A 24,806-nucleotide genomic window follows, 5' to 3' on the forward strand; every position below is an offset into this window, starting at 1 on the left:
TATGAAATACATGTTTAATCAAATTTACTTAATTGGGTCATTTTGTTTATTAGTGTCTTGCACGGCAATGGCACAGAAATTCAATACCCATCAAGTAAGATCAGGAGAAACTTTAGAAAGCATTTCTAAAATGTACGGAGTTTCACCTGCAAGTATATTACAGTATAATAAGGAAATTAAAGAAGGTCAGAAGCTGAGATCGAATACGATATTGGTAGTACCGGGTAAAAAGATAGTTGAGCAAACAAGTGCGCCGACTTCTAATACTCCTACCTCTAGTACGGTAACGACCACAGTAAATACTAGGGTAGTTCAAGATTCGGTAAAGGCAAGAGAACCTATTGGTTATACAGAGCACCGTGTCAAGAAAAAGGAAACAATTTTTGGCATTACTCAAATGTATAATATTACTGAAGATGAGTTAAAAAAATACAATCCTAAGTTGTATGCTTCACCACTTCAAAAGAAGATGGACTTACGTATTCCGAAATACCGTGCTCCTAAAGTTGAAGAAGTAGTTGATAATCAAGACGATTTAGAAAAGTACATTGTTGCGGCAAAAGAAACAAGGTGGAGTATAGCTCATAAGTATGGTATTACCATAGAAAGAATGTTAGAGCTGAATCCAGGTTTATCTACGGCTAATAATTATTTGTCTGAAGGATACGAATTGTTGATGCCTAAAATTGCAGGTAGCACCGTTAAAAATCAAGTAACACAATTATATACTTCATATACGGTACCTGCCAAAATGAATTTCTATCGTTTAGAAAAGGAATTTGGTGTAAAGTCAGATGAGATAGTTCGCTTAAATCCTGAAATTACAGAACGTGGCGGATTAAAAGAGGGTATGATTATTCGTATTCCAGAGCAGAAAATCGAAACAGGAGAAATCAATACAGATAACTATATTTTCTATGAGGTTAAACCAAAGCAAAATGAGTTTCGATTAACTAGAAAATTCGGAATGACCTGGGCAGAATTGGTAGCCTTGAATCCTGATTTAAAAGACGGATTGAAAGCAGGTATGGTTTTAAAACTACCAAAAGATAAGGTTGGTGATTTTGAGGTTAGAAATGCGTTGGTGTTAGATAAGGTAAATTTATTAGACAGCATAAATGTAGGTGTTAAGCCAAAAGTATTGTTCTTATTACCTTTTAGGTTAGATAAGCTTGATCTTAGTAATAAAGAAGAAACTGAAAAGATTATCGATAATAGAAATAGCTTGAAATATAGTCTAGGTCTGTATTCTGGTGCCTTAATAGCTATTGACTCGCTGAAATCATTGGGAGTATCAATTGATGTTAAAACTTTTGATAATCAGTTAGATTTAGCGAAAACAAAGCAGATTTTACAAGGAGAACAACTAGGCGGGTATAGTGCCGTTTTCGGTCCTTTAGACATGCCGTCGCTTAAAGAAACTGCCGTACAGGCATCGAAATTTAATGTTCCTGTGGTGGCACCGGTACCAGCAAAAAGTGATTTAAGTTTAGACAACGTATTCTTTTCATATACCGCTGAAGAAGTGTTGTGGAAGCATATGTTAGATTATGTAGAAGCCAACCATAAAGATGAAACACTATTAATTATCGCAGATGAGGATAATAAAAAGGAGAAAGAAGCGATTCTAAAACGTTTCCCAACTGCGAAAGTGGTTGTAGTAAAAGAAGAAGAAAAGAATATAGGTATCAATAGAGATAAATTACAAACACTACTTTCAGATGAAGTATCGAACTGGGTATTTGTAGAATCTGATAATTATAAATTGATTGCTAGTGTTGTATCTATTTTGAATTCATTTAACAATACCGCGTTTGATCCTGTATTGGGTAAAGACAAGGTTAATGTTCGCATGTTTACGACAGATATGAATTCGGCTTTTGAAAATGATGTAATTTCAAATACACATTTGTCTAATTTGAAATTTACATATCCTTCAGTAAATCGTCCGGTAAAAAATAATTCGTTTGTTGAGCGTTATAGAAAACGTTTTGGCGATGATCCAGATAGATATGCTGTTAGAGGTTTTGATCTTACTTATGATCTTTTGTTGAAACTGGCATATAACAATAGCTTAATTGATGTTTCTAGATTTGTTGGTGAAACAGAATACAGTGGTAATAAATTTAATTACCAGAGAAAGGGCGTTGCAGGGTATTACAATCAATCATCTTATATTATGATGATAGATGATTTAAGAATTAAAACAATAGAGTAAATGACGTCAAAAGTTACATACAACGGAGAGTTAAGAACAGAATGTGTTCACTTAAAATCGAATGATTCTTTCGTGACAGATGCACCAGTAGATAACAATGGTTTAGGTCAGGCATTTTCACCGACAGATACCGTTGCTACAGGTTTGGCAAGTTGTATGTTAACAATGATGGGTATTAAGGCAAACGGATTAGAGGTAGACTTAAAAGGCACTACGGCATCTGTTACCAAACATATGGCTGCTTCACCTAGAAGAATTTCTAAAATAGAAGTAGAAGTTCATTTGCCAAAAGATATTTCAGATAAGAATAGAAAAATTTTGGTGCACACGGCAAATACATGCCCTGTGCACTATAGTTTGCATCCAGATATTGAGAAAGTAATCACTTATAATTGGGACTTATAAAAAAGGTACATTTAATATTTTTTCTATTTGCACTCTTGACCATTTCTAATGTTCAGAGTCAAGAAGTAGTGTCTTGGGAACCTGATTTTAGATTTACTTGGAGTGATTTTAAAGGTGCAGCTCCCATAACTTCAAGAGCAGCGGCAACCACGGCAAGTGGTATAACATATCGCTTTTCTACTTTTTACGAGAATAATGAACTACAGGTAGATTATAAAGTATTTGCCTATTTTTATCCAACCAAGTCATGGTACAAACCAAAGCTGTGTAACGACGTCACCTTGCTGCATGAGCAATTGCATTTCGATATTACCGAACTATATGCACGTAAATTGCGAAAGCAATTGGCAGAGACAAAATTTACAAAGAATGTAAAAGAAGAGATTCGTAAAATTTATAAAGCTACCATTCGACAATTGAACGACTTTCAAAATAAATACGATTCAGAAACCAACTACTCAAGAAATTTACCTGTTCAAGAACGGTGGGTAATAGAGATAGAGGAAGCTTTAAACGAACGCTAAGTTAATAGTTGATTCGGTTTAAATCGGAGTTTAATTATTTAATAAGAACTATTAGTTATCCTTTATTTATAGCCTTTTCATAAAAATAAATTCAATGACTGAATTAATAATTCATCATCTTTTAACTTGCCAATTTCAATACAAATAAGAGCTATATTTTTTTTGGTCAAAAAATGTAAAAGGTCCTAAAGTAAAAAACAGCTTGCTGTTTTTTACTTTAGAACGACCACTAGTTCACTAACCACTAGTTCACTAACCACTAGTTCACTAACCACTAGTTCACTAACCACTAGTTCACTAACCACTAGTTCACTAACCACTAGTTCACTAACCACTAGTTCACTAACCACTAGTTCACTAAATTACACATCACAAATAGTAACGCCTTGTTTTAGTGCAGCAATTTTATCATCCCAGCTGGGTACGAATTCTTGAGCTACGTGTCCCGAATATCCGGTTTTTAGAATAGCCTTCATAACTGCAGGGTAGAAAATTTCTTGAGTTTCATCTATCTCGTGTCTACCTGGGTTTCCGCCAGTATGGTAGTGTCCGTAGTATTGGTGGTAATCTTCAATATTTCTAATGATATCACCTTCCATAATTTGCATGTGGTAAATATCATAAAGTAGTTTAAAATGTTCAGAACCAATAGCATCGCAAAGCGATACGCCCCATTCAGAAGTATCACACATATAATCTTTATGATTTACCTTGCTATTTAGCAGTTCCATCTGTAGAACCACGCCATGCTTTTCAGCCAAAGGCATAAGTTTTTTAAGACCTAGGGCGCAATTTCTTAATCCGACCAAATCGTTCATTCCGTTTCTATTTCCGCTAAAACAGATCAAGTTGGTATAGCCAGCTTCTGCCACTAAGGGTATTACGCGTTCGTAATCGGCAATTAACTCGTCGTGTAAAGAAAGGTCGTTAAAGCCTTTTTCTATGCCCATACCTGCACCCCAGCACATGGATGCGTGAATATTGTATTTCTTTAAAAGAGGGAATTCATCTGGTCCAACTAAATCAATCGATCTAATATCTAATTCCACTAAATTTTTAAGAAAATCTTCAAAAGGGATGCTTCCATAGCACCAATAACAAACACTATGGTTAATATTGTACTTTAGTTTAGCATCAGTTTCAAGGTTTTTATCGCTTGCCGCTGCTGCTGAAGTAGTTAAGAATCCGACAGAGGCAGCTGCTGAGGTTCCAATAAAATTTCTTCTTTTCATGTTAATTGAATTGTAATTTGAGTAGTTGATTCTTTAAAGATAATTTTTTTAGATTTAAAAATGGAAATTAATCCAGATAAGCAGAAGTTAATAGAATTGGCACACTACCGAATGCCATTTGGTAAGTATAAGGGTAGGTATCTAATCGATTTACCAGAGCCATATTTGGTATGGTTTAATCAAAAAGGATTTCCTGATGGTAAATTGGGAGATTTATTGCGTTCTATGTTAGAAATCAAAACAAACGGCTTAGAATCGATAATTCGAAAAATACAAAAACATTTTCCTAAAGAAACCCGTTAAGTTCTAACCTCAATTTGTAACTTTGTGTCCCGTAACATAGAATTCGATACATGGCACAAACCAAATACATCTTCGTTACGGGAGGCGTTACTTCATCACTAGGAAAAGGCATCATTGCTGCATCTTTGGCGAAATTACTGCAATCTCGCGGCTACAAAACTACCATTCAAAAGCTAGATCCTTACATTAATGTAGATCCAGGAACCTTAAACCCTTATGAGCATGGCGAGTGTTATGTAACTGATGACGGTGCAGAAACAGATCTAGATTTAGGTCATTATGAGCGTTTTTTAAATGTTCGCACTTCTCAAGCCAACAATGTTACTACGGGCAGAATTTACCAGAGCGTTATTGAAAAAGAACGTAGAGGAGAATTTTTAGGTAAGACCGTACAAGTAGTTCCTCATATTACAAACGAAATAAAAGAACGTGTTCAGGTTTTAGGTAAAAGCGGTGAATATGATATCGTTATTACTGAAATTGGTGGTACGGTAGGTGATATTGAATCTTTACCATATATAGAAGCAGTTCGTCAACTTCTTTGGGAACTTGGTGATAACAATGCTATTGTTATTCATTTAACACTAGTACCTTATTTGTCTGCTGCAGGTGAATTAAAGACAAAACCTACACAACACTCTGTAAAAACATTGATGGAAAGCGGTATAAAAGCCGATATTTTGGTATGTAGAACAGAACATGAGATTTCTAACGATATAAAAGATAAACTAGCCCTTTTCTGTAACGTAAAGCGCGAAGCGGTTATACAAAGTATTGATGCATCTACTATTTACGATGTACCGTTATTAATGCAAGAAGAAGGTTTAGATACGGTAACCTTACAGAAATTGGCATTGCCAAATAATGTAGCGCCAGACTTAGGTCGTTGGAACGAGTTTTTGGAAAGACATAAGAACCCAAAAAATGAAGTAACTATTGGCTTAGTAGGTAAATATGTAGAATTACAAGATTCTTATAAATCTATTTTAGAGTCATTTATACATGCCGGTGCTGCGAACGAAGTGAAAGTAAATGTAAAATCTGTTCATTCAGAATATATTACAGCTGCTAACTACGAAAGTAAATTAAAAGGATTGGATGCTATTTTGGTAGCACCAGGTTTCGGTGAGCGTGGTATTGAAGGTAAAGTGAAAGCTGTTGAATACGCAAGAGTTAATAAAATTCCGTTTTTGGGTATCTGTCTAGGTATGCAAATGGCGGTTATTGAATATTCGCGTGATGTGTTAGGACTTACAAATGCAAATTCTACAGAGATGGATGAAAACACGCCTGATCCTGTAATTAGCATTATGGAAGAACAAAAGACCATAACCGATAAAGGAGGTACTATGCGTTTAGGTGCTTGGGACTGTGATTTGAAAGATGGTAGTTTGGTTAAAGAAATGTACAACGGTGCTTCTCAAATATCTGAACGTCATCGTCATAGGTATGAATTTAACAATGCATATTTAGAGCAATTAGAGAATGCAGGTCTTATGGCAACAGGTTTTAATAAAGAGACTAATTTGGTTGAGATTGTAGAGGCAAAAGACCATCCTTGGTTTATTGGCGTGCAGTATCACCCAGAGTATAAGAGTACTGTAGCTAATCCGCATCCATTATTTGTAGGCTTCGTTAAGGCGGCTTTAGAGCACAAAAAGTCACAAACTAATGCCACATTGGCATAAACACCATATTTGGACATATATTTGCTTTCTTAAAAATTCAAAATATTCCCAATTAATTAGAAATACCACATGGAAGAAAAGAAATTTGATGTACAATCCATAATTGGCTTCGTGCTTATTTTTGGAATACTGATCTTCATGTTTTACCAAAATCAACCAACTCCAGAAGAGTTAGAGGCAGAAAAGGCAAAGCAAGAACAAGTAGAGGCTGCGAAGGCATCAGAAAATTCAGAAACAGAAACTGTTATTAATGATGTACCTCAGTTAGATCTACAAGATTCAACTGCAGTTGCCAATTACCAAGGTAAACTTGGCGCATTTGGTTTTACAAAACCTTCTAATGATATTACTACATTAGAGAATGATGTTCTCTTTTTAAGAATCAGCAATAAAGGTGGACAGATAGTAGAGGCGAAAATGAAACAATTCGTTACTTATGATTCTGTACCAGTGTATTTGGTAAAAGATGGTAATGCCTCTTTTGGTTTAGATTTCTCTACATCTGATAATAGAGTTTTAAATACTCAAGATTTATATTTTGAGCCTACAATGACAGAAAATAATGGTAATAAGGTATTATCATTGAAAGCAAAGACATCTAACAATCAATATCTTGAATATAGATATGTTATTAAACCGAACGATTATTTGGTAGATTTCACCATCAAGTCAAAAGGTTTGGATAATGTTATTAGCACAAGTAAACCAGTAACCTTAGATTGGAAATTAAAAGGGATACGCCACTCAAAAAGTATAGAGTACGAGAACAGGTATACGCGTTTAACTTATAATCATGAAGATGGTAAAATAAGTAAGCTTTCTGAAGGAAGTGACGACGAGGAAACTGAAGAAGATATAAAGTGGATTTCATACAGACAGCACTTTTTTAGCAGTATTCTAGCAGCAGATGAGCCTTTTAAAGGTGGTGATCTTACTTCTGTTAATTTAGTAGAAGAGGAAAGTAGAACTTTTGGTTTTACTAAAGAATATGCATCTGCTTTACCAGTAGAATTGGAAGGCGGAGAAATATCTAAAGATTTGCACTGGTATTTTGGTCCTACAGATGTTGATACTTTATCTAAATATGAAGATTTAGGTCTGGTAGATTCTATTCCTTTTGGATGGGGTATTTTCGGTTGGATCAACCGTTATGTGTTTACACCTTTTTACGGATTGATTAGTAGTTATTTTCCTTACGGTATAGCGATTATAATTATGACAATATTAGTTCGTTTGGCAATGTCACCTGTAACGTATAAGTCGTATTTATCTCAAGCGAAGATGAAGGTATTAAAACCTGAAATCACAGAGCTAGGGGAGAAGTACAAAGACAATGCTATGAAAAAGCAGCAAGAAACCATGAAACTGTATGGTAAGGCTGGGGTAAGCCCCATGAGTGGTTGTATACCCGCGGTTATACAAATGCCTATTTTCTATGCACTTTTCATGTTTTTCCCAACATCGTTCGCATTACGTCAGAAATCATTCTTATGGGCAGATGACCTTTCTTCTTTTGATACGGTTTATCAGTTCCCAGAAGGATTCTCTATTCCTTTCTATGGTGATCACGTAAGTTTGTTTCCAATATTAGCATCTATCGCTATATTCTTTTACATGATGATGACAACAGGTCAGAACATGCCGACACAACCAGGTATGCCGAACATGAAGTTTATCATGTACCTAATGCCTTTCATGATGTTGATATTCTTCAATAACTATGCGAGTGGATTGAGTTTGTATTACTTTGTTTCTAATACCATTACTATAGGTATCATGCTGGTCATTAAGAATGTTATTCTCGATAATGATAAAATTCATGCCCAGATACAAGAGAATAAGAAGAAACCTAAGAAGGAAAACAAGTTCCAAAAGAAAATGCGTGAAATGATGGAACAAGCAGAAGCGCAGAAGAAAAATTAAACATTTCTTATTGTTATATAAAATAAAAAGCCCTTTCATAATTGAAAGGGCTTTTGCCATTGGTTAAGGCTTGGTTTGGTAAGATTTGGGATGTCAAAGATGTAATTAATTTAAGGTTCTATAAAAAGTTAGTTGTCAAGGGTGGCAAATTGTATGTTAAACGAGTGTATAATGATGTAAGCAATTTCAAGGCATAAAAAAACCTTCCTAATAGTAGGAAGGTTTTATCTTTTTATTGTTTAAACTGATTTTAGTGTAATGCATCAAGTGCTGCCTGCGGTAAAAGAACCTTGTTTATAACATGAACCACTCCGTTACTAGCCTCTACATCTGCAATAACCACAGTTGCATTTTCATCGGTGGCGTCTTCTACATGTACTGTACCGTCCTCTTTAATATTAATGCCAACATTCTCGCCTTGAAAACTTTCAATAGTTTGTCCGTTACTTAAATCAGTAGAGAAAGCAGCGGTACCAGCTACTACATGATATGTAAGTATGGTAACCAATAAACTCTTCTCAGCTTCTGTATCAAAATCCGCAAGACTATTATAATCCTCACCTAAAGAATTTAATAAAGCGACAAAAGCATCGTTCGTTGGTGCAAAAACTGTAAAAGGTCCGTCGCCGCTTAACGTTTCAACCAGTCCAGCATCCGCTTGTCCAAGTGCATCGACCAATAAACTTAAATCATCTGTCTCAACAGCAATTTCAACGATAGTTTTCAAACTCATTGCTGCGAGCATATCTAAAACTTCTTGAGGTAAAATTACTTTGTCGATAACATGAACAACACCGTTTGTGGCTGCCACATCTGCCAAAGTAACGTTAGCGTTTGTTTCTGTAGAATCCATAATTTCAACTCCGTTATCAGTTAAAATTACAGTAATATTTTCACCTTGAACAGTTTCTATAGCTTGATCGTTGCTCAAATCAGTTGAAAAAGCAGCCGCACCAGCAACCACATGATAAGTAAGAACTTTTGTTAAAAGTAACTTTTCTTCATCTGTATCAAAATCGGCAAGACTATTAAAATCATCACCCAATGTATCTAATAGTGCTGCAAAAGCAGCATTTGTAGGTGCGAAAACTGTAAAAGGACCTGTGCTATTTAAAGTTTCTACTAAACCTGCATCAGCTTGAACTAAAGCATCTACTAATAAGCTTAAATCATCAGTTGCAACCGCTGTGTCAACAATAGTTTTTAATTGTAAGCTTACGACAAAGTCGATTGCTGCTTGTGGTAGTAAAACTTTATCGATAGTATGTGCTACACCGTTAGAAGCCATAATGTCGACACCGGTAATATTTGCATCTGTATCAGATGCATCGCCAATTACAAATGTATCGCCAGAAGCAATAATTTCGACACTGTTGTTTTCAAGTGCAGTACCAACTTGTCCGACAGCTAAATCTGTAGATTTTACTTCGGCGGCAATAACGTGAAATAATAAGATATTCTTTAATAAGGCAATTTCTTCGTCTGTATCAAAATCATCTAGACTATTATAATTGTTACCTAATACATCTAACAATGCAACAAACGCATCATCTGTAGGGGCAAAAACGGTAAATGGTCCGTCAGAACTTAAAGTAGCGACCAAATCGGCTTTGATAACTGCTGCTTCTAAAAGAGATAATGGTTCTGTAGCAACTACTATATCAACCAAAGAGACATTTTCTTCAGGCATGTCTTCTCCGTTCAATGCATCAATAATAGCTTGTGGCAATAAGACTTTATCTATAACATGAACAATACCATTACTCGCTGCTACATCTGCAATGACCACTTGAGCATCAACCTCGGTAGCATCATCAATAAATACATCACCATCTATATTAACGGTTAAATCTTCTCCTTGTACTGTAGTAACCGTCATGCCGTTAGTTAAATCTGAAGAGCTTGCGGCTACACCTGCAACAACATGATAAGTTAAGATAGATGTTAAAATGGCACGTTCTTCATCTGTGTCAAAGTCAGCTAGTGATTCAAAATCATCTAATTGGTTTAATAATGCAGTAAAAGCATCATTTGTGGGTGCGAAAACGGTAAAGGGTCCGTCAGAGCTTAATGTGCCTACTAAATCTGTTCCTTCAGAATTATCGGCAGTGGTAAGAGCAGAAACTAAAGAAGAGAGTTCGTCTTCAGCTTGAGCAGTTTCAACTATGTTCAATTCATTCGTTAAAACTATGTCTCCGTCATCGTCGTCACTACACGAATAAGTTAGCGTGACAGCAACTAGTAGCAGTAAAAAATTTCGTAAGCTTAGCATTTTTTTCATAACAGTGTTTTTAAGGATTGTTTAATTAAATATGAAGGATGTTTAACATTAAATATGATAAAATCCATTTATGATAATAAATCATGTACAATGCTAAAAATACAATAGTTATATATTGTTTAACTAATTTTTAAAAAAGTTTAACAAAATATTTTTAACTCAAAAAAATAAATGATTTTAAGTGATTTCATGAAAATGACCTTGTATCCTGATTTTACGTCGTTAAGAAAAGCCAATTAGATAGTTTGAAAAAAATACGCTTTGAATTGAAATTTTGTAATTTTGTACCGACCAAGAAGAAGAGATGAAAAAAGTAGTAATAGGACTTTCTGGAGGAGTAGATTCAAGCGTGGCAGCATACCTGTTAAAAGAACAGGGTTATGATGTTATAGGTTTGTTCATGAAGAATTGGCATGATGATTCGGTAACGATATCAGAAGAGTGTCCGTGGTTAGAAGATAGCAACGATGCATTAATTGTAGCTGAGAAACTGGGTATTCCGTTTCAAACTGTTGATTTAAGTGCGGAGTATAAAGAGCGTATAGTAGATTATATGTTTAGGGAATATGAAATGGGGCGTACTCCAAATCCTGATGTGTTGTGTAATAGAGAAATCAAGTTTGATGTCTTTATGAAAATTGCCATGCAGTTGGGTGCTGACTATGTTGCAACCGGACATTATTGTAGAAAAGGAACTTTACAGAATAGTGATGGTTCTGAGACATATCAATTATTGGCAGGAAAAGATGGTAATAAAGACCAATCTTATTTCTTATGCCAGTTATCGCAAGAGCAATTATCAAAAACATTATTTCCAATAGGGGAGTTGACTAAGCCTGAGGTAAGGGAGATTGCCAAAAAAATGGATTTGATTACAGCAGATAAAAAAGATTCACAAGGGTTATGCTTTATAGGTAAGGTTAGATTGCCAGAGTTTTTACAACAACAACTAAAACCTAAAACGGGTAAAATTGTTGAGGTTCCTGCAGCTTTTGGTAGTTACGAAAGAGCTATACCATCGTTTTCAGATAAAAACGCTGAATTAGAATTTTATGCAGAAAAACCGGTCTATCATTTAACTGATGGTAAAATTGTGGGTGAACATCAAGGTGCGCATTATTTTACAAAAGGGCAGCGTAAAGGGTTGCATGTGGGTGGAACAAAAGAACCGTTATTTGTCATAGATACAGATGTTAATGAAAATGTTATTTACACAGGTCAAGGCAAAGCACACCCTGGTTTATATAGAAGAACTTTATTTGTAAAAGACGAAGAAATACATTGGGTGCGTACAGATTTGGCTTTGAAGATTGATGAAAAATTAGAAGTAAAAGCACGTATTAGATACCGTCAAGAACTGCAAGAAGCTACTATTTATAGAGTAGAAGGTGGTATGTATGTTGATTTTAAAGAAATGCAATCTGCAATTACCGAAGGTCAATTTGTAGCATGGTATATTGAAGAAGACCTTATAGGGTCGGGTGTAATTTCTTAATTAGAGGGTTACATTTTAAGGTACTAAATAGTATCTTTAAAATATAACTTTTTACTCGATAATCGAGATTTAAGTCGTTCGATGCTTGCGTCGAATTCTAAATTGAATTTTCAACACAAAGCTTTGGGTGATTACTCAGAGGTAAATTACTTCATTCATGCAAAATAGAATCACTGAACTTTTCAAGATAGAATTCCCTATTATTCAAGGAGGAATGATTTGGACCAGCGGATGGCGATTAGCTAGTGCTGTATCAAATGCTGGAGGTTTAGGAGTTATTGGTTCCGGTAGCATGTATCCTGATGTTTTACGCGAGCATATTCAAAAATGCAAGAAAGCGACTTCGAAACCTTTCGCGGTTAATGTACCTATGTTATATCCTGATATAGATAAGTTGATGGATATTATTATTGAGGAGGATGTGAAAATTGTATTTACATCTGCAGGAAATCCGAATACATGGACATCCTTTCTAAAAGAAAAAGGAATTACTGTGGTACATGTAGTAAGTAGTTTAAAGTTCGCATTGAAAGCACAGGATGCCGCAGTAGATGCTATTGTTGCAGAAGGCTTTGAAGCAGGCGGCCATAATGGGCGTGATGAAACAACAACTTTAGTGTTGATACCTGCAGTGAAAGAAAAAATAACTATTCCTTTGATTGCGGCGGGAGGCATAGCAACAGGTAGCGCAATGTTGGCTGCCATGGTTTTAGGTGCTGACGGAGTTCAAGTAGGTAGTCGATTTGTAGCAAGTGAAGAAGCATCAAATCATATTAACTTTAAGGAAGTTGTGGTAAATGCCAAAGAAGGTGATACTAATTTGACATTAAAAGAATTGGCACCCGTTCGTTTAGTGAAAAACAAATTCTATAACGAAGTCCAAAAAGCATACGCTGACGGAGCAACTACTGAAGAGTTGAAAACGCTCTTAGGCAGAGGTCGTGCCAAAAAAGGCATGTTCTTAGGCGACTTAGAAGATGGCGAACTAGAAATAGGTCAAGTATCTGCTTTAATACACGACATAAAACCCGCTGCCGAAATTGTTAAGGAGCTGATGAGTGAGTTTCAAGAGAGGAAAGCTGAACTTTCCTCTTTATGATATAAAACTCTATAGTTCATTTACTATTTTATTACCCTTTTAAAGTCGAAAGGTATTCGACAAGATCTCGAAGTTCTCTTCTAGAAATCATACGACCCATTGCTGGCATAGCAGACATTGAGTTTTCTCTTCTTGCAATTCTTTTTAAAGGAATTTCTAATGGCTCGGCTTCAGATGTTCTTAATAATAAGTGGTCATTGTTTTCTTCAATTAAAACACCTTGCACTTTTTGTCCGTCTTTTAATGTAATGGTCACAGTACCATAACCAGGTGCTAGTCTTAAACTAGGTTCTATCAATGCCTCTAGCAATTGTTCTCTACTTAAGATATTACCGATGTTGTCTAAAGCCGGTCCCACTTCACCACCTGAGCCATTTACTGCATGACAACGAACACACTGTGCTGTTGGGTTGTTATTGAAAACGGATCTGCCAGTCCACCATCTACCACCATAAAGGGTTTCTTGAAAAGAATCAGCAGAGTAGCCAGATTTTTTAAGCTTATCTAGTTTAGCAATTAGAGCGGTATTTTCAGTTGCATTTACTGACTCTATTAAATCTAAAAAGATGCCTTGTTTTAATTGGTCTTTACTGGCTTTATCAATTAAGGCAGCTAAAATAGCATTACTTTTTTCATCAGGTAAATCACCTAAAACACCTAGCACTCTTTGTTGTTCAGAAACAGAGCCTTTCTTGAAAATAGGATCAATAATAGCGGGTAATTTCTCTTTAGGTAAATTCAATTGACCCAATAAACCTACAGCAGCAGTACGCACTTCTTCATTTTTATCTTGCATACCAATAGACATTGCAGCCTCCATTTTATCGAAATTTAATTGACCTAAGGCATTAAGTACAGCAGATCTTACTTCAGGAGATTTATTAGATTTAAATATATAATACAGGTCATTATTATAAGAGTTCATGCCGATTGCGCTCAAAGTTTTTGAGATACCGATTAAAATTTCTGGCTGACGCTCTTTAAGAAACGACGGAATATCCTTTTTAATCTTATTCTCTAACTGACTGTTTTCTCTAATGATTTCTCCTCTATATCTGCCATCTACACGGTCTAAAAGAGAAGGATTGTTCCAAGTACCCAAAGCAGCAAGTGCTTCGCCACGTAAATCGCTAGAGACATTTCTACGTTTGGCAAAATTAATGAGCATATCTAATTGGTCATCGCCACCAACACGTAACGCAGCATTAATTGCTCTACGTAACAAAGGTTCAGATTTGAATTTTTCATTTGTCAGTATCGAAGCCAATGCCGGTAAAGCTGCTTCGATAGAAAGGTCATCATTTATGGCACGAGCAGTTTCTGTTACAATATATTCGTCTTCATCAGAAAGAAAAATAGAAATTTTAGGCTCTTGTAGTTTTCTTAAAACCAAAACTGCGGCAATACGTAAACTTTTGTTTTCGCTATTGGCAAGTGCTAACAAAGGTTCGGGGTTGCCAATTCTTGACAGTGCTAATACAGCTGCATGCCTTAAGTATAGATCTTTGTCGTTATTGGCTTCGATCATCGCCAATAATGGATCAATGGCATTCTCATATTTTAATCTTCCTAAAGCTTGCGCCGCAAAGAATTTTACACGGTCATTTTCATGAGTAGTTAGTGAAATAAGACTATCGGCAGCTTTCTCATATTTTAAATCGCCTAATACTTTTACACTTTGAGCTATAATTTCTGGATCACTATCACTTAATAAATTAAGTAATGGTTTAGCTTCATCTGTATCATTTGCTGCTATTTGTCCAATACCCCAAATGGCGTGAATACGCGCAAATTGGTTTTCTTCTTTTGTTATCACTTTTTCTAAAGCCCTGTAGCCCCAAAAAGTTCTATTGGCGAGTTCGAACTGTGCTTTTTGGCGAATTCTCATATCGCCGTATGATAATAAACTAACCAAACTATCAGTCTTTTCATCCTCATAATTATGGGTCATTAATTGTTGGGTTTTCAGGCGTTCTTCAGCAAGGTCATTGGTTTCTTCGCTAACGTCTAATTTCCATACTCTACCATAATTTTTACTTCCCCACCCGTTTACCCAATCGGCAAGGTATAAAGCTCCATCGGGTCCGAAATCTATTCCTGTTGGCAAAACGCCCGATAAAATAGATTCATCGGTGTTCAATTCAAAAGAAGCACCTTTTGGTTTTAGATCAAACGACCAAATATGTGATCTACTAGGATCGCCTACAAATTCAACTAAAAAGAATTTATCCATCCATTTTTTACCAAGGGCGGTACCAGGGTTATATTGCATTCCGGTTGGTCCGTTATGAAAATTTTGAATTGGAGGCATGATGTATGCAGCTTGACCTTCCCAACGGGGAGTGAATAGTTTTTCATCCATCCAAACATTATAACCATTGTTTTTAGGGTCTGTATATTTTCCATATTGCCAATTAGCTCTCCATCCGGCATCAGAACCTTCTACAATATGTACCAATCGTTCGCTCTCACCTTTATGATCGCCGTCATTATCGGAGGAAATAATATTTCCGTAGGCATCAAAAACAAATTCGTGGGTATTTCTTAATCCGTGAGCAAAAACTTCAAAATCGGTACCATCAGGATTACTTCTTACAATAATACCTTCATTCGGGTATTTATGATTTTCCCCATCTACAGTAGTAATATTTGCACCTATATCTCCAATTCCCCAATATATTTTACCATCAGGACCTTCGATTGCACCAGACATACCATGACCACTAAAACCAATATGCACAGCAAAACCATCGGCGATACTCGTTTTTTCATCTAAAATTTTATCGCCATTGGTATCGGTAAGTCGATACATACCCGGACCAATACCTACAAAAATATCGTTATCTCGAACTAAAAGTGCACCTGCTTGATCATTGATTTCATCGTTAAAATCGTTCATGATCTGGGTAGAAACATCGGCAATGCCATCTTTGTCGGTATCTTCTAACATCCAAATTTCATCTTGCTCAACCGTAAGATCATGCCAATCGTGAATACTATCATTATTCAAATCAGGGAACCATTCATTCTCTTTACTAAGCTCAGGGGCGAAGGTTTTGTGTAGAAAAGCCCTTCTTTCCTCAACAGATTCTAAAGCAATAGATTCCGTCATCCAATCTCTATGACCACGAATATCAAATTCTGAGTTTTTATTTCTATTAGATCTGGTAATGTAAATGTTGCCATCATCGTCAATATCCATTGCAATGGGGTCGGGAGCCAAAGAATCTGATGCCCATAAACTTAATACTAGTCCGTCAGCAACTTTTGCAGGTACCGTCTCTCTGGCGATTTTAGCCATTTCAATTAAGTCTGTACTGTCTTGTTGAATAGTTAAAGGAATTTCAACTGGCTTTTTATTTATGCATGAAACAGTTAGGAATAATAAGGATACAATTCCGGAAAGGAATTTTTTAAAGAATGTCATTGTTGTTTGATTGAATTGAAACTTAAATGTAGCGAATAATGTAGATAATCAATTAAGAAATTGAGGTATGGTTAAATTATTAACCATATATGGTATAGTTTTATCAATTTGAAATTGAACTCATCTTGACTTTTTGTTTGGAACCGAGAATTATGGCTTTTGTGCCGTAATGAACTCATTTTTTATTTACATAGCCATAGCTACGGAACTCAAAAATGACAAAATTAAGGTGCAAAATGTATCATTCGTAGATTAAAGAAAAAATCAAGATGAGTTCACTGAACAACTTTTAATTCAATGTTAAGAAAGTGTATTTAAAAGTTCCGCTATATTTGATTACTTATTAAACCAAAACAATATGAATACTATTAAAACAACACTAGTTTTCCTTTTTCTTGTAGTTTTTAGCATAAATGTAAGCCAAGCGCAAGAAGGACATCCTTTAGAAGGAAAATGGAATTTAACTATTGATCAAGAAGGAGAAAAATTACCATCTTGGTTAGAAATTAGACACTCGGGTACAAATACGTTAATTGGTAGATTTACCTATGCTTTTGGTAGCGCAAGACCAGTTGCTGAAATTGAAAAGCATGGTGAATTGTTTTCTTTTACAATTCCGACACAGTGGGAGCCAGGAGCTTCCAATATGGAATTCGAAGGAAAAATTGTAGGTGAGGGATTAGCAGGAACTATGATTTATGTAGATGGAAAAACCTATAATTGGACTGCGACAAAATCACCAAAACTACCGTATTATGAAAATGCGAAAGAAGGTAAGACGGTTAAGCTTTTTAATGGCAAGAATTTAAATGGATGGGAGATGAAGCCTGGCAATCAATGGGCAGTTTTAGATGGCATACTTACAAGTGCAAAGCCTGGAGTAAATTTGGTGTCAGAAGAAAAATTCAACGATTTTAAATTGCATGCAGAATTTAGATATCCAGAGGGTAGTAATAGTGGTATGTATTTAAGAGGGCGTTACGAAGTGCAGATTGCTGATAATATAGGGTTAGAGCCTTCATCTATTTATTTTGGAGGAATCTATGGTTTACTTACACCGAATGAAAATGCAGCTATGAAAGCAGGGGAGTGGCAAACGTATGATATTACCTTAATTGGAAGAAGAGTTACTATTGTAGCTAACGGAAAGACTGTAATTTCAAATCAGAATATTGAGGCAATGACCGGTGGTGCTTTAGATAATAATGAAGCTGAAGCGGGTCCGATTATGATACAAGGCGACCATGGACCGGTAGAATTTAGAAAGTTAGAAATTACACCTTTGAGCAAAGGGTAATTTTGAAAAATTTGAATAAAAAAAGCCTCCATTTCTGGAGGCTTTTTTTATTCACTTTAGTTGATTTCAGTAATTACAGCCAAGGCTCTAACTTCTTCATCTTTATTAACAAAGATTTCGACCAACTCAGGCAAAGGAGTTCCAAAACCTGCTAGGCGTGCAGATTCGGTTTCGTCTTTAAGAATAGGTTCAATGTTATTTTCTTTTAATGCAAGTTCTACGCGTTTCGCTGCAATGCTATTACCACCGAATACTTTTATATAGTTTGAATCCATAATAATTAATTTAAATTTTTAGTTGCTTCTTTAATATAGGTATTGAAATTTTTAAAAGTGTTTGTCAAAATTTCAATTTGTTCTTGTGCTTCTACCCAATTTTTTTGTTCAATTGCTTCCCTGACTCCTGGTAATGTTTTTACGCCGTAACCCGTGTAAAAACCTGGTGCGTAAATTTGATGTTTAAACCAAGGTCTACGAGGTAGTCCTTTCTCTGATGTAAGCATCTGTTCCGCTTTCATTAAACGCTTATTGAGCTCTTTTAGCGATTTTTTAGATAGGCTAGATGTGTTGATTTTTTCATACTCAGTAATAGTTTCATTCAATATCACCAATTCATTTTGTAAAGGTGAAAAATCAATATAAGGTATAAGTTCTTTTTTGGTAGGCGTTTTAACTTTTTTGGTTGGATCTGCCGCTAATGCATATGAGTTTAGAGAAATAATCTTATTATGTTTCAAAACCTCTTTTCTCATACTTTCTGTTTCATCGATAATTTCAGTCAAGTAATTTGAAATAGTCGAATGCCACTGCGAGAAGTTCAACGGAATAACATCTGCATTTGCTAAACGTAGGGTAATTAGACCTGCAGTATTCGCCAAAGCAACACCATAGGCAAACTCTGGATCTTTAAATCTTTTGTAATGTGGATATGTATCGTAAATAGTATGATATTCTCCGCCGCCATTTTCCCCACCAAAACCAAGGTTTAAAGCTGCAATACCAGCATGTTGAATAAACGGAGTGTAATCAGAACCAGAGCCTAATGCATATAGATTAAAAGAGTCTTCACCACTGTTAACCATATTTGCTGCAATTCTACGGTCTTTAACCGATACATTCGTTTGTGGGTCAACAACGGTACCCGCTACCTCGCTAACCATAGCCTGTAGAGAATGAGATCCGCCGGCGCCTAAGAATCCGCGACCATTACCATCAGTATTAATATACGCAACTACCTTTTCTTGTAGTTCTTTTTTATGATCTTCAACCCATTCTGTAGAACCGATTAATCCTGGTTCTTCGGCATCCCATGCGCAGAATACCAAGGTACGTTTTGGCTTTTGTCCTTTTTTAGCAAGTTCACCAATAGCGCGAGCTTCTTCCATAAGGGCGACCAAACCACTAATTGGATCATTGGCACCATGAACCCATGCATCATGGTGATTACCACGCATAACCCACTGATCAGGGAATTCCGTTCCTTTTAAGGTAGCAATAACGTTATGAGCAGGTACGAGTTTCCAATCGAATGTAAGTTTTAAACGAACCTTGGCTGGTCCTGGTCCTATATGATAAGTTATTGGTAATCCACCTCGCCATGATTCTGGCGCAACGGTACCATCTAAGGCAGATAAAAGCGGAAGTGCATCTTCGTATGAAATTGGTAAAACAGGAATTTTTGTAATAGTAGGTGCATTTTTTCTATCTAGTCTTTTAGCATCTTTTGTAGCTGCGTAACCGGGAGTCAATACATCCCCTGGGTATGTAGGCATATCCATCACCGAACCACGTTGTACTCCGGTTTTATTCTTGTACGCACCTTTTGGGTAGACATCTCCTTGGCCGTAACCATCATCTTCTGGGTCAGAATAAATAATACAACCGATAGCTCCTTTTTCGGCAGCTAATTTAGGTTTAATACCACGCCAAGAACCTTGGTATTTGGCAATCACAATTTTGCCTTTTACACTGATGCCAAGTTTTTCTAATTCTTCGTAATCTTTCGGAATTCCGTAATTAACAAAAACTAATTCTGCTTCAACATCACCATCGGTAGAGAAAGCATTGTAGCTTGGTAACAAGGCATCACCTTGTGCGGTAAAAGGATCACCTTCTACTGGTACAGCTGTTAATTTTGCCTTGTATTGAGTAGGACCGGTTAATTCTAACACCCTTTCTGTCGGATAAGGAAATAAAATTTGATAGGTCTCTATTTTGGTATCGTAACCCCAAGACTCGAATTGACTTTTGATCCATTTTGCATTTTTTTCTCCGAACTCTGTACCTACCCAATGAGGCTCGGCAGCCATTTTTTGCATCCATTCATCAAGATTTGTTGCATTTAATTTTTCTTCAAAACTTTTTTCGAGTTGCAGTTGTTTGTTTGTGTTCTCGGAAGAAAATCCGATAATTGAATTTTGTGAATATCCGTTGAGGACTAACAGAAGAAAGAGGATGGTGATTAATTGTTTCATAATAAAGTATAGTTGTTGAGGTTTAATTAGTTTAGATAAAAGGGAGTAACAATTAGTAGTTTGTTATAAACTCTAGTTATGCTCTCAATAAAAATAATATTTCAAAGTAAATTCATTTTTCACAGTGTTATATTTAATTGAGACTTACGCTATGCTCTTCAGTTTTATGATGTTCTAAAGAATTTGTGTTGATGGTAAAATAAAAGGTACTGCCTACATTTTCTTCAGATTCGACCCATATTTTACCTAAATGGTGGTCTACTATTTTTTTACTTCCGTAGAGTCCGATACCAGATCCTTCGAATTTAGATTGATTATGAAGTTTATGAAAAGCTTTAAATATATTTTCTTGATGTTCTTTTGGAATTCCAATGCCGTTATCTGAGACGATAAACAAATATTCATTTTCCTTTTTTTCTGAGGAGATATTTATAACCGGCTGCCCATCATTAGTTTTAAATTTTAGTGCATTATGAATTAAATTTTGAAAAAGCATTCTAATATCACTAGGTCTAGCAATTAAGGTTGGCATTTCGCCAATATTCAAAGTGGCTTTAGTTTCTTTTATACTTTCTGATAAATCATCAATAACTAACTGTGCAACTTCGGCGATATTTACAGATTCCATTCCGCTAGAATTCCCGATTTCAGCATATTTCAAAAGACCTTCCACTAAATTTGTAAGCCTAGTAGAGCTGCCTTGTAAATGCTTTAGGTAGTTACTAAAATTCGCATAGTTAGCATCTGAATGTTGTTTTTCAAGTTCTGTGGCAATGACATTAATATTGTTTAGGGGACCTCTTAAATCGTGAGTTACTATAAAAGTAAATTCTTCAATATGCGTATTTTTTAATTCAAGTTCATTGTTCAAAACCGCTAATTTGTTGTTTTGACTTCTTAGGTCGTTTTGAGCATTTTTGAGATTTAATTCGCTTTTTTTCAGAGCAGTAATATGATTCTCTAGTTCGGTGGTGTAAGTTCTTGTTTTATTTTCATCATACATTCTAAAGGTTAAAGAAAGCCAACCTAAGCAGGCTAAGAATGCAAAAACTTCATCAAAAGGAACGTCTATAGTTCCTAAAATAGGTTCGTACATAGAAACATAAATGGTAGGTACTACAAATGCTAGAATATCAAAAGCGATAATTAGATTTCTTAGCCTAGGGTTTCTACGATAACCTATATATGCCAAAAACCCCATAGTGGCAAAGGCCACAGCTTGACCGAAAAAACCACCTATTAAAAATATAAGGCTCATAAACATAACAGGAGGGAACAAAGTCATGTAGATTCTTGTTGCCTTGTGATATTTTAAGCGATTTAAAATAAAACCAATACCAAAGCCTAGAGCTACAATAAAGGCAAGCAACTGCTCTGTGTAAGAATGAAAAATGAGCGTGTAAATAAACACAGCAAATGTAAAAACTGATGATATGATGGTTATTAAACCAAATTCATCTAAAAAGTTTCTACTTTTTAATGCTTTATTAATTGATGTATTGTTTTGTTTAGACAAACTATACGAGTTTAAAATGCTTTAACTTTTTGAAGGTCAAATGAGCGTGTTTCTATTCACTAGCTCGAAATGAAAAATATGAAGAATTTCGGGGGAGTTGATAACGGAATCATATTTTAATTAAATATAAGAAAGTAGTGGTATTTAAAACTTAAAAAACACCATTAATTGGTGTTTTTTAATACTTATTTTGCTTTTAAATGTTATTACTATTCAACATTCATAGGTACTTCCATCACTAATATTTTCGATTTACCATTAGTTTTAAAATCAAAAGTATCTGTGTCCCAAAGTCCAAATCCGTCACGTTTGCTTAATTTTTGGTTTTCAATTTCAACTTCTCCTTCAAGAACAAATATGTAAACTCCGTTTCCTTTTTGTTTTAAAGTATATGACTCAGTTGTTTCAGAGTCGTAATCTCCAAGGTGAAACCATGCATTTTGGTGAATCCATACTCCCGCATCATCGGCGTTAGGTGAAAGTACTTGATACAAACTATTTTTCGTTGCAATATCTTTTATCGAGATTTGATCGTAACGCGGAGTAACACTTTGCTCGTTCGGAATAATCCATATCTGTAAGAACTTAACCTCTGCGTCTTTATTTTTGTTGTGCTCGCTATGCGAAACACCAGTGCCTGCACTCATCACTTGAACATCACCAGCTTTAATGACTGTTGAGTTTCCCATATCGTCCATATGCTGAAGGTCGCCTTCTAACGGAATAGAGATGATTTCCATATTTCTATGGGGATGAGTCCCAAATCCGCGACCACCTGCAACGGTATCGTCATTAAGCACCCTTAAAACTCCGAAATTCATTCGTTCGGCATTGTGGTAGTTTGCAAAACTAAAGCTATGATAAGAATTTAGCCAACCATGGTCAGCATGACCTCTGGTATCAGATTTATGTAAAATAGTTTTCATTTTATTAATTTTTTTTTGATATCATATTGGTCGTAATTTATAACTAAAATTTACACTGCTATGCCTTGTAAATAACAGTAATAGCAGCATAAAACTAAGATTTAATTTGATAGTGTAACTCTTTAATTCAATAAAATAGGAGTATAATTTTATTTACTAAAGTGCGTTATAGAAATGAAAATTCCCTATTCTCCAAAGATGAAATTTATTATTCTATTTTTTACATTTATTATAAGCACTAATTTGAGCGCACAAGATCCAGGAAATGCAGCAAAGCATATTGGCGCCGGAGTTGTTATTGGTGTAGCTGGAGGTTATGCAGCTGATAGAATATCAAACGGTCAAAAAGGATGGAAATGGGCTGGTGCTGTTGGCAGTAGCTTGGTTGTAGGTCTTGCAAAAGAAGGTATTTATGATCAATCAAAAGGATATGAATGGGAGACTAGAGACGTCTTGTATACTACATTAGGTGGTGTTTTAGCTGGTATGGCATTAGATGTATTGACAAGTAATACAAGAAGAAGAAATGGCAGTGGTAAAAGTTGTGGTTGCCTAGTTGCGCAAATAGACCACACCAATGAAATACAATTACCCGTATTCGTAGAAAATGGAACAGGCGATATTAACTCAGAACTGCAGGCAGCATACCTTCTTCGGTAATTTATAGAAGTCCTTTCGCTTTTATTTCTAAATACTTATTAATGGTATTAATAGTCAAATCTTCTGGTTTGGTTAAAATAGTCTGTATACCATACTTTCTAAGTTCATTAACTACAAATTGTTTCTCATAGATAAATTTCTCTGCAATAGCCTGCTCGTAAATCTCAAGAGTACTGTTGGGTTTTTCTTTCGCGTAAGCAACAAGCTCTGTGTTTTCAAAGAAAATGACTACCAATAAATGTTGTTTAGCTATCGCTTGCAAATAGGGTAATTGGCGATGTAATGCGTCTAAAGTTTCAAAATTTGTATATAATAGTAACAGACTTCGCTGTGGTAAATTTCTTTTTACATCAATATAAAGTCTACTAAAATCACTCTCAACAAAATTAGTATTCAGGTTATAAAGTGTTTCAAGAATAAGGTTCATTTGAGAACTTCTGCGTTCTGCAACTACCCTATTTTCTAACTTGTTACTAAAAGCGAACATACCCGCTTTATCATTTTTTTTAAGGGCAATACTGCTTATGATTAATGTTGCGTTAATGGCATAATCGAGCAAGCTAAGTGAGTTAAATGGCATTTTCATTACCCTGCCTTTGTCGATGATAGAATAAATAGGTTGTGACTTTTCATCTTGAAATTGGTTGACCATCAACTGACCTCTTTTAGCTGTCGCCTTCCAATTTATATTTCGAATATCATCGCCCTGTATGTAATCTTTAATTTGCTCGAACTCCATCGTATGACCAATACGGCGAATTTTTTTAATTCCGAATTCTAGTAAGCGATTACTAAATGCTAATAGGTCATATTTACGTAGTTGTAAAAACGACGGATAAACAGGTACTTCCTTATCCTGGTCATATGTATATTTTTTAGCTAGAAAGCCGATAGGCGATGTAGCGAATATATTTAGATTACCGAAACTGTAAACTCCGCGTTCAACAGGTCTTACATTATATGTATAAAATTTTTGCTCTCCAGATTTTAAGCTGCTACTAAAATTAAAATCACGTTTTTGAAATTGAAAAGGAAGTTCGTCTATAATGTTTACCCGGCTTGAAAATAAGTATTGATTAGTAACTTGTATTTTGATATTGTTTTCATCACCATTAGAAAGTTTGTCAGGCACTATTCTGTCAGCAATTATGTTTCCTTTTGATAAAAATAAAAGAATAATATCTACAAGTATTAACGCTAAAAACAGATAGAATAGAAGTTTGGCAATAAATGAGATATTTTCAAAAATATAGGATACTAAAAAGCACAAGATGATGCCTGTTAATACCAGAAAGAATCTTTTTTGAAGAAATATATTTTTGAAGACCTTTTTCACAAT

18 protein-coding genes are annotated in these 24,806 nt (G+C 35.3%); 10 read left to right on the plus strand and 8 right to left on the minus strand.

The annotated features are described in order from the left end of the window. Position 1: 1 nt before the first annotated feature. Genes ACJJVT_RS01840 through ACJJVT_RS01850 form a run of 3 tightly spaced genes read left to right on the plus strand, consistent with a single transcriptional unit; the run spans position 2 to position 3,147 of the window. A complete protein-coding gene (locus ACJJVT_RS01840; RefSeq protein ID WP_405395968.1) occupies positions 2–2,218 on the plus strand; it encodes a LysM peptidoglycan-binding domain-containing protein in 2,217 nt (738 codons plus the stop codon). After that, positions 2,219–2,623: an OsmC family protein gene (locus tag ACJJVT_RS01845; protein WP_324025806.1), complete on the plus strand. Its 405-nt coding sequence runs from the start codon at positions 2,219–2,221 to the stop codon at positions 2,621–2,623. Next, positions 2,611–3,147 carry a DUF922 domain-containing protein gene (locus tag ACJJVT_RS01850; RefSeq protein ID WP_405395970.1) on the plus strand — a complete coding sequence of 179 codons (537 nt, stop codon included), beginning with the start codon at positions 2,611–2,613 and terminating at the stop codon, positions 3,145–3,147. Before ACJJVT_RS01845 ends, ACJJVT_RS01850 begins: the two co-directional genes overlap by 13 nt. A 362-nt stretch (positions 3,148–3,509) precedes the next feature. On the opposite strand, the gene ACJJVT_RS01855 is transcribed toward ACJJVT_RS01850, so the two are convergent. After that, positions 3,510–4,379 (minus strand): hydroxypyruvate isomerase family protein, encoded by an 870-nt coding sequence (locus ACJJVT_RS01855; RefSeq protein ID WP_405395972.1) that lies wholly within the window; start codon positions 4,377–4,379, stop codon positions 3,510–3,512. A 60-nt stretch (positions 4,380–4,439) separates the two neighbouring features. Between ACJJVT_RS01855 and ACJJVT_RS01860 the strand changes: the two genes are divergently transcribed. From ACJJVT_RS01860 to yidC, 3 genes are all read left to right on the plus strand, one after another. Continuing rightward, a complete protein-coding gene (locus tag ACJJVT_RS01860; RefSeq protein ID WP_405395974.1) occupies positions 4,440–4,682 on the plus strand; it encodes a DUF3820 family protein in 243 nt (80 codons plus the stop codon). 50 nt (positions 4,683–4,732) lie between these two features. Then, the gene (locus tag ACJJVT_RS01865; protein WP_405395975.1) at positions 4,733–6,370 is read left to right on the plus strand and encodes a CTP synthase; all 1,638 of its coding nucleotides are present in this window, start codon (positions 4,733–4,735) and stop codon (positions 6,368–6,370) included. A gap of 69 nt (positions 6,371–6,439) precedes the next feature. After that, complete coding sequence (gene yidC, locus ACJJVT_RS01870; protein WP_405395977.1) at positions 6,440–8,293, plus strand: membrane protein insertase YidC; 1,854 nt, start codon at positions 6,440–6,442, stop codon at positions 8,291–8,293. Positions 8,294–8,543: 250 nt separating this feature from the next. Here yidC and ACJJVT_RS01875 read toward each other — a convergent pair whose 3' ends face one another. Then, positions 8,544–10,574: a fasciclin domain-containing protein gene (locus tag ACJJVT_RS01875; protein WP_405395979.1), complete on the minus strand. Its 2,031-nt coding sequence runs from the start codon at positions 10,572–10,574 to the stop codon at positions 8,544–8,546. Between the two features lie 304 nt (positions 10,575–10,878). On the opposite strand from ACJJVT_RS01875, the gene mnmA reads away from it, so the two are divergent. Next, a complete protein-coding gene (mnmA, locus tag ACJJVT_RS01880) occupies positions 10,879–12,069 on the plus strand; it encodes a tRNA 2-thiouridine(34) synthase MnmA (protein WP_405395981.1) in 1,191 nt (396 codons plus the stop codon). A 157-nt stretch (positions 12,070–12,226) separates the two neighbouring features. Next, positions 12,227–13,168 carry an NAD(P)H-dependent flavin oxidoreductase gene (locus ACJJVT_RS01885; RefSeq protein WP_405395982.1) on the plus strand — a complete coding sequence of 314 codons (942 nt, stop codon included), beginning with the start codon at positions 12,227–12,229 and terminating at the stop codon, positions 13,166–13,168. 31 nt (positions 13,169–13,199) lie between these two features. On the opposite strand, the gene ACJJVT_RS01890 is transcribed toward ACJJVT_RS01885, so the two are convergent. Further along, positions 13,200–16,595 (minus strand): HEAT repeat domain-containing protein, encoded by a 3,396-nt coding sequence (locus ACJJVT_RS01890; RefSeq protein WP_405395984.1) that lies wholly within the window; start codon positions 16,593–16,595, stop codon positions 13,200–13,202. A gap of 358 nt (positions 16,596–16,953) precedes the next feature. On the opposite strand from ACJJVT_RS01890, the gene ACJJVT_RS01895 reads away from it, so the two are divergent. Next, a complete protein-coding gene (locus tag ACJJVT_RS01895; protein ID WP_405395986.1) occupies positions 16,954–17,892 on the plus strand; it encodes a DUF1080 domain-containing protein in 939 nt (312 codons plus the stop codon). 56 nt (positions 17,893–17,948) lie between these two features. Here ACJJVT_RS01895 and ACJJVT_RS01900 read toward each other — a convergent pair whose 3' ends face one another. The 4 genes from ACJJVT_RS01900 to ACJJVT_RS01915 all read right to left on the minus strand — a co-directional run bounded on the left by ACJJVT_RS01900 (position 17,949) and on the right by ACJJVT_RS01915 (position 22,807). Next, on the minus strand, positions 17,949–18,167 hold the full coding sequence (locus ACJJVT_RS01900) for a putative signal transducing protein (RefSeq protein ID WP_405395988.1): 219 nt from the start codon (positions 18,165–18,167) through the stop codon (positions 17,949–17,951). 5 nt (positions 18,168–18,172) lie between these two features. Further along, a complete protein-coding gene (locus ACJJVT_RS01905; RefSeq protein ID WP_405395989.1) occupies positions 18,173–20,365 on the minus strand; it encodes a transferrin receptor-like dimerization domain-containing protein in 2,193 nt (730 codons plus the stop codon). Positions 20,366–20,498: 133 nt separating this feature from the next. After that, positions 20,499–21,881, minus strand: coding sequence for an ATP-binding protein (locus ACJJVT_RS01910; protein ID WP_405395992.1), 1,383 nt, complete (start codon positions 21,879–21,881; stop codon positions 20,499–20,501). Positions 21,882–22,090: 209 nt separating this feature from the next. After that, positions 22,091–22,807 (minus strand): pirin family protein, encoded by a 717-nt coding sequence (locus ACJJVT_RS01915; protein ID WP_405395994.1) that lies wholly within the window; start codon positions 22,805–22,807, stop codon positions 22,091–22,093. A gap of 174 nt (positions 22,808–22,981) precedes the next feature. Here ACJJVT_RS01915 and ACJJVT_RS01920 point away from each other — a divergent pair, with 174 nt between their 5' ends. Continuing rightward, on the plus strand, positions 22,982–23,467 hold the full coding sequence (locus ACJJVT_RS01920; RefSeq protein WP_405395996.1) for a hypothetical protein: 486 nt from the start codon (positions 22,982–22,984) through the stop codon (positions 23,465–23,467). Position 23,468: 1 nt separating this feature from the next. Here ACJJVT_RS01920 and ACJJVT_RS01925 read toward each other — a convergent pair whose 3' ends face one another. Continuing rightward, entirely contained in the window at positions 23,469–24,803 is a 1,335-nt protein-coding gene (locus ACJJVT_RS01925) for a DUF58 domain-containing protein (protein ID WP_405395999.1), read from the minus strand. Positions 24,804–24,806 lie beyond the last annotated feature (3 nt).

Origin of the sequence: Maribacter sp. Asnod2-G09 (genome assembly GCF_045063795.1) — a bacterium.
In the GTDB taxonomy this organism is placed as follows: domain Bacteria; phylum Bacteroidota; class Bacteroidia; order Flavobacteriales; family Flavobacteriaceae; genus Maribacter.

Coding starts and splice junctions, on each gene's coding strand:
- ACJJVT_RS01840 (WP_405395968.1), top strand. CDS start 2: ATGAAATACATGTTTAATCAAATTTACTTAATTGGGTCATTTTGTTTA.
- ACJJVT_RS01845 (WP_324025806.1), top strand. CDS start 2,219: ATGACGTCAAAAGTTACATACAACGGAGAGTTAAGAACAGAATGTGTT.
- ACJJVT_RS01855 (WP_405395972.1), bottom strand. CDS start 4,379: ATGAAAAGAAGAAATTTTATTGGAACCTCAGCAGCTGCCTCTGTCGGA.
- ACJJVT_RS01860 (WP_405395974.1), top strand. CDS start 4,440: ATGGAAATTAATCCAGATAAGCAGAAGTTAATAGAATTGGCACACTAC.
- ACJJVT_RS01865 (WP_405395975.1), top strand. CDS start 4,733: ATGGCACAAACCAAATACATCTTCGTTACGGGAGGCGTTACTTCATCA.
- yidC (WP_405395977.1), top strand. CDS start 6,440: ATGGAAGAAAAGAAATTTGATGTACAATCCATAATTGGCTTCGTGCTT.
- ACJJVT_RS01875 (WP_405395979.1), bottom strand. CDS start 10,574: ATGAAAAAAATGCTAAGCTTACGAAATTTTTTACTGCTACTAGTTGCT.
- mnmA (WP_405395981.1), top strand. CDS start 10,879: ATGAAAAAAGTAGTAATAGGACTTTCTGGAGGAGTAGATTCAAGCGTG.
- ACJJVT_RS01885 (WP_405395982.1), top strand. CDS start 12,227: ATGCAAAATAGAATCACTGAACTTTTCAAGATAGAATTCCCTATTATT.
- ACJJVT_RS01890 (WP_405395984.1), bottom strand. CDS start 16,595: ATGACATTCTTTAAAAAATTCCTTTCCGGAATTGTATCCTTATTATTC.
- ACJJVT_RS01895 (WP_405395986.1), top strand. CDS start 16,954: ATGAATACTATTAAAACAACACTAGTTTTCCTTTTTCTTGTAGTTTTT.
- ACJJVT_RS01900 (WP_405395988.1), bottom strand. CDS start 18,167: ATGGATTCAAACTATATAAAAGTATTCGGTGGTAATAGCATTGCAGCG.
- ACJJVT_RS01905 (WP_405395989.1), bottom strand. CDS start 20,365: ATGAAACAATTAATCACCATCCTCTTTCTTCTGTTAGTCCTCAACGGA.
- ACJJVT_RS01915 (WP_405395994.1), bottom strand. CDS start 22,807: ATGAAAACTATTTTACATAAATCTGATACCAGAGGTCATGCTGACCAT.
- ACJJVT_RS01920 (WP_405395996.1), top strand. CDS start 22,982: ATGAAAATTCCCTATTCTCCAAAGATGAAATTTATTATTCTATTTTTT.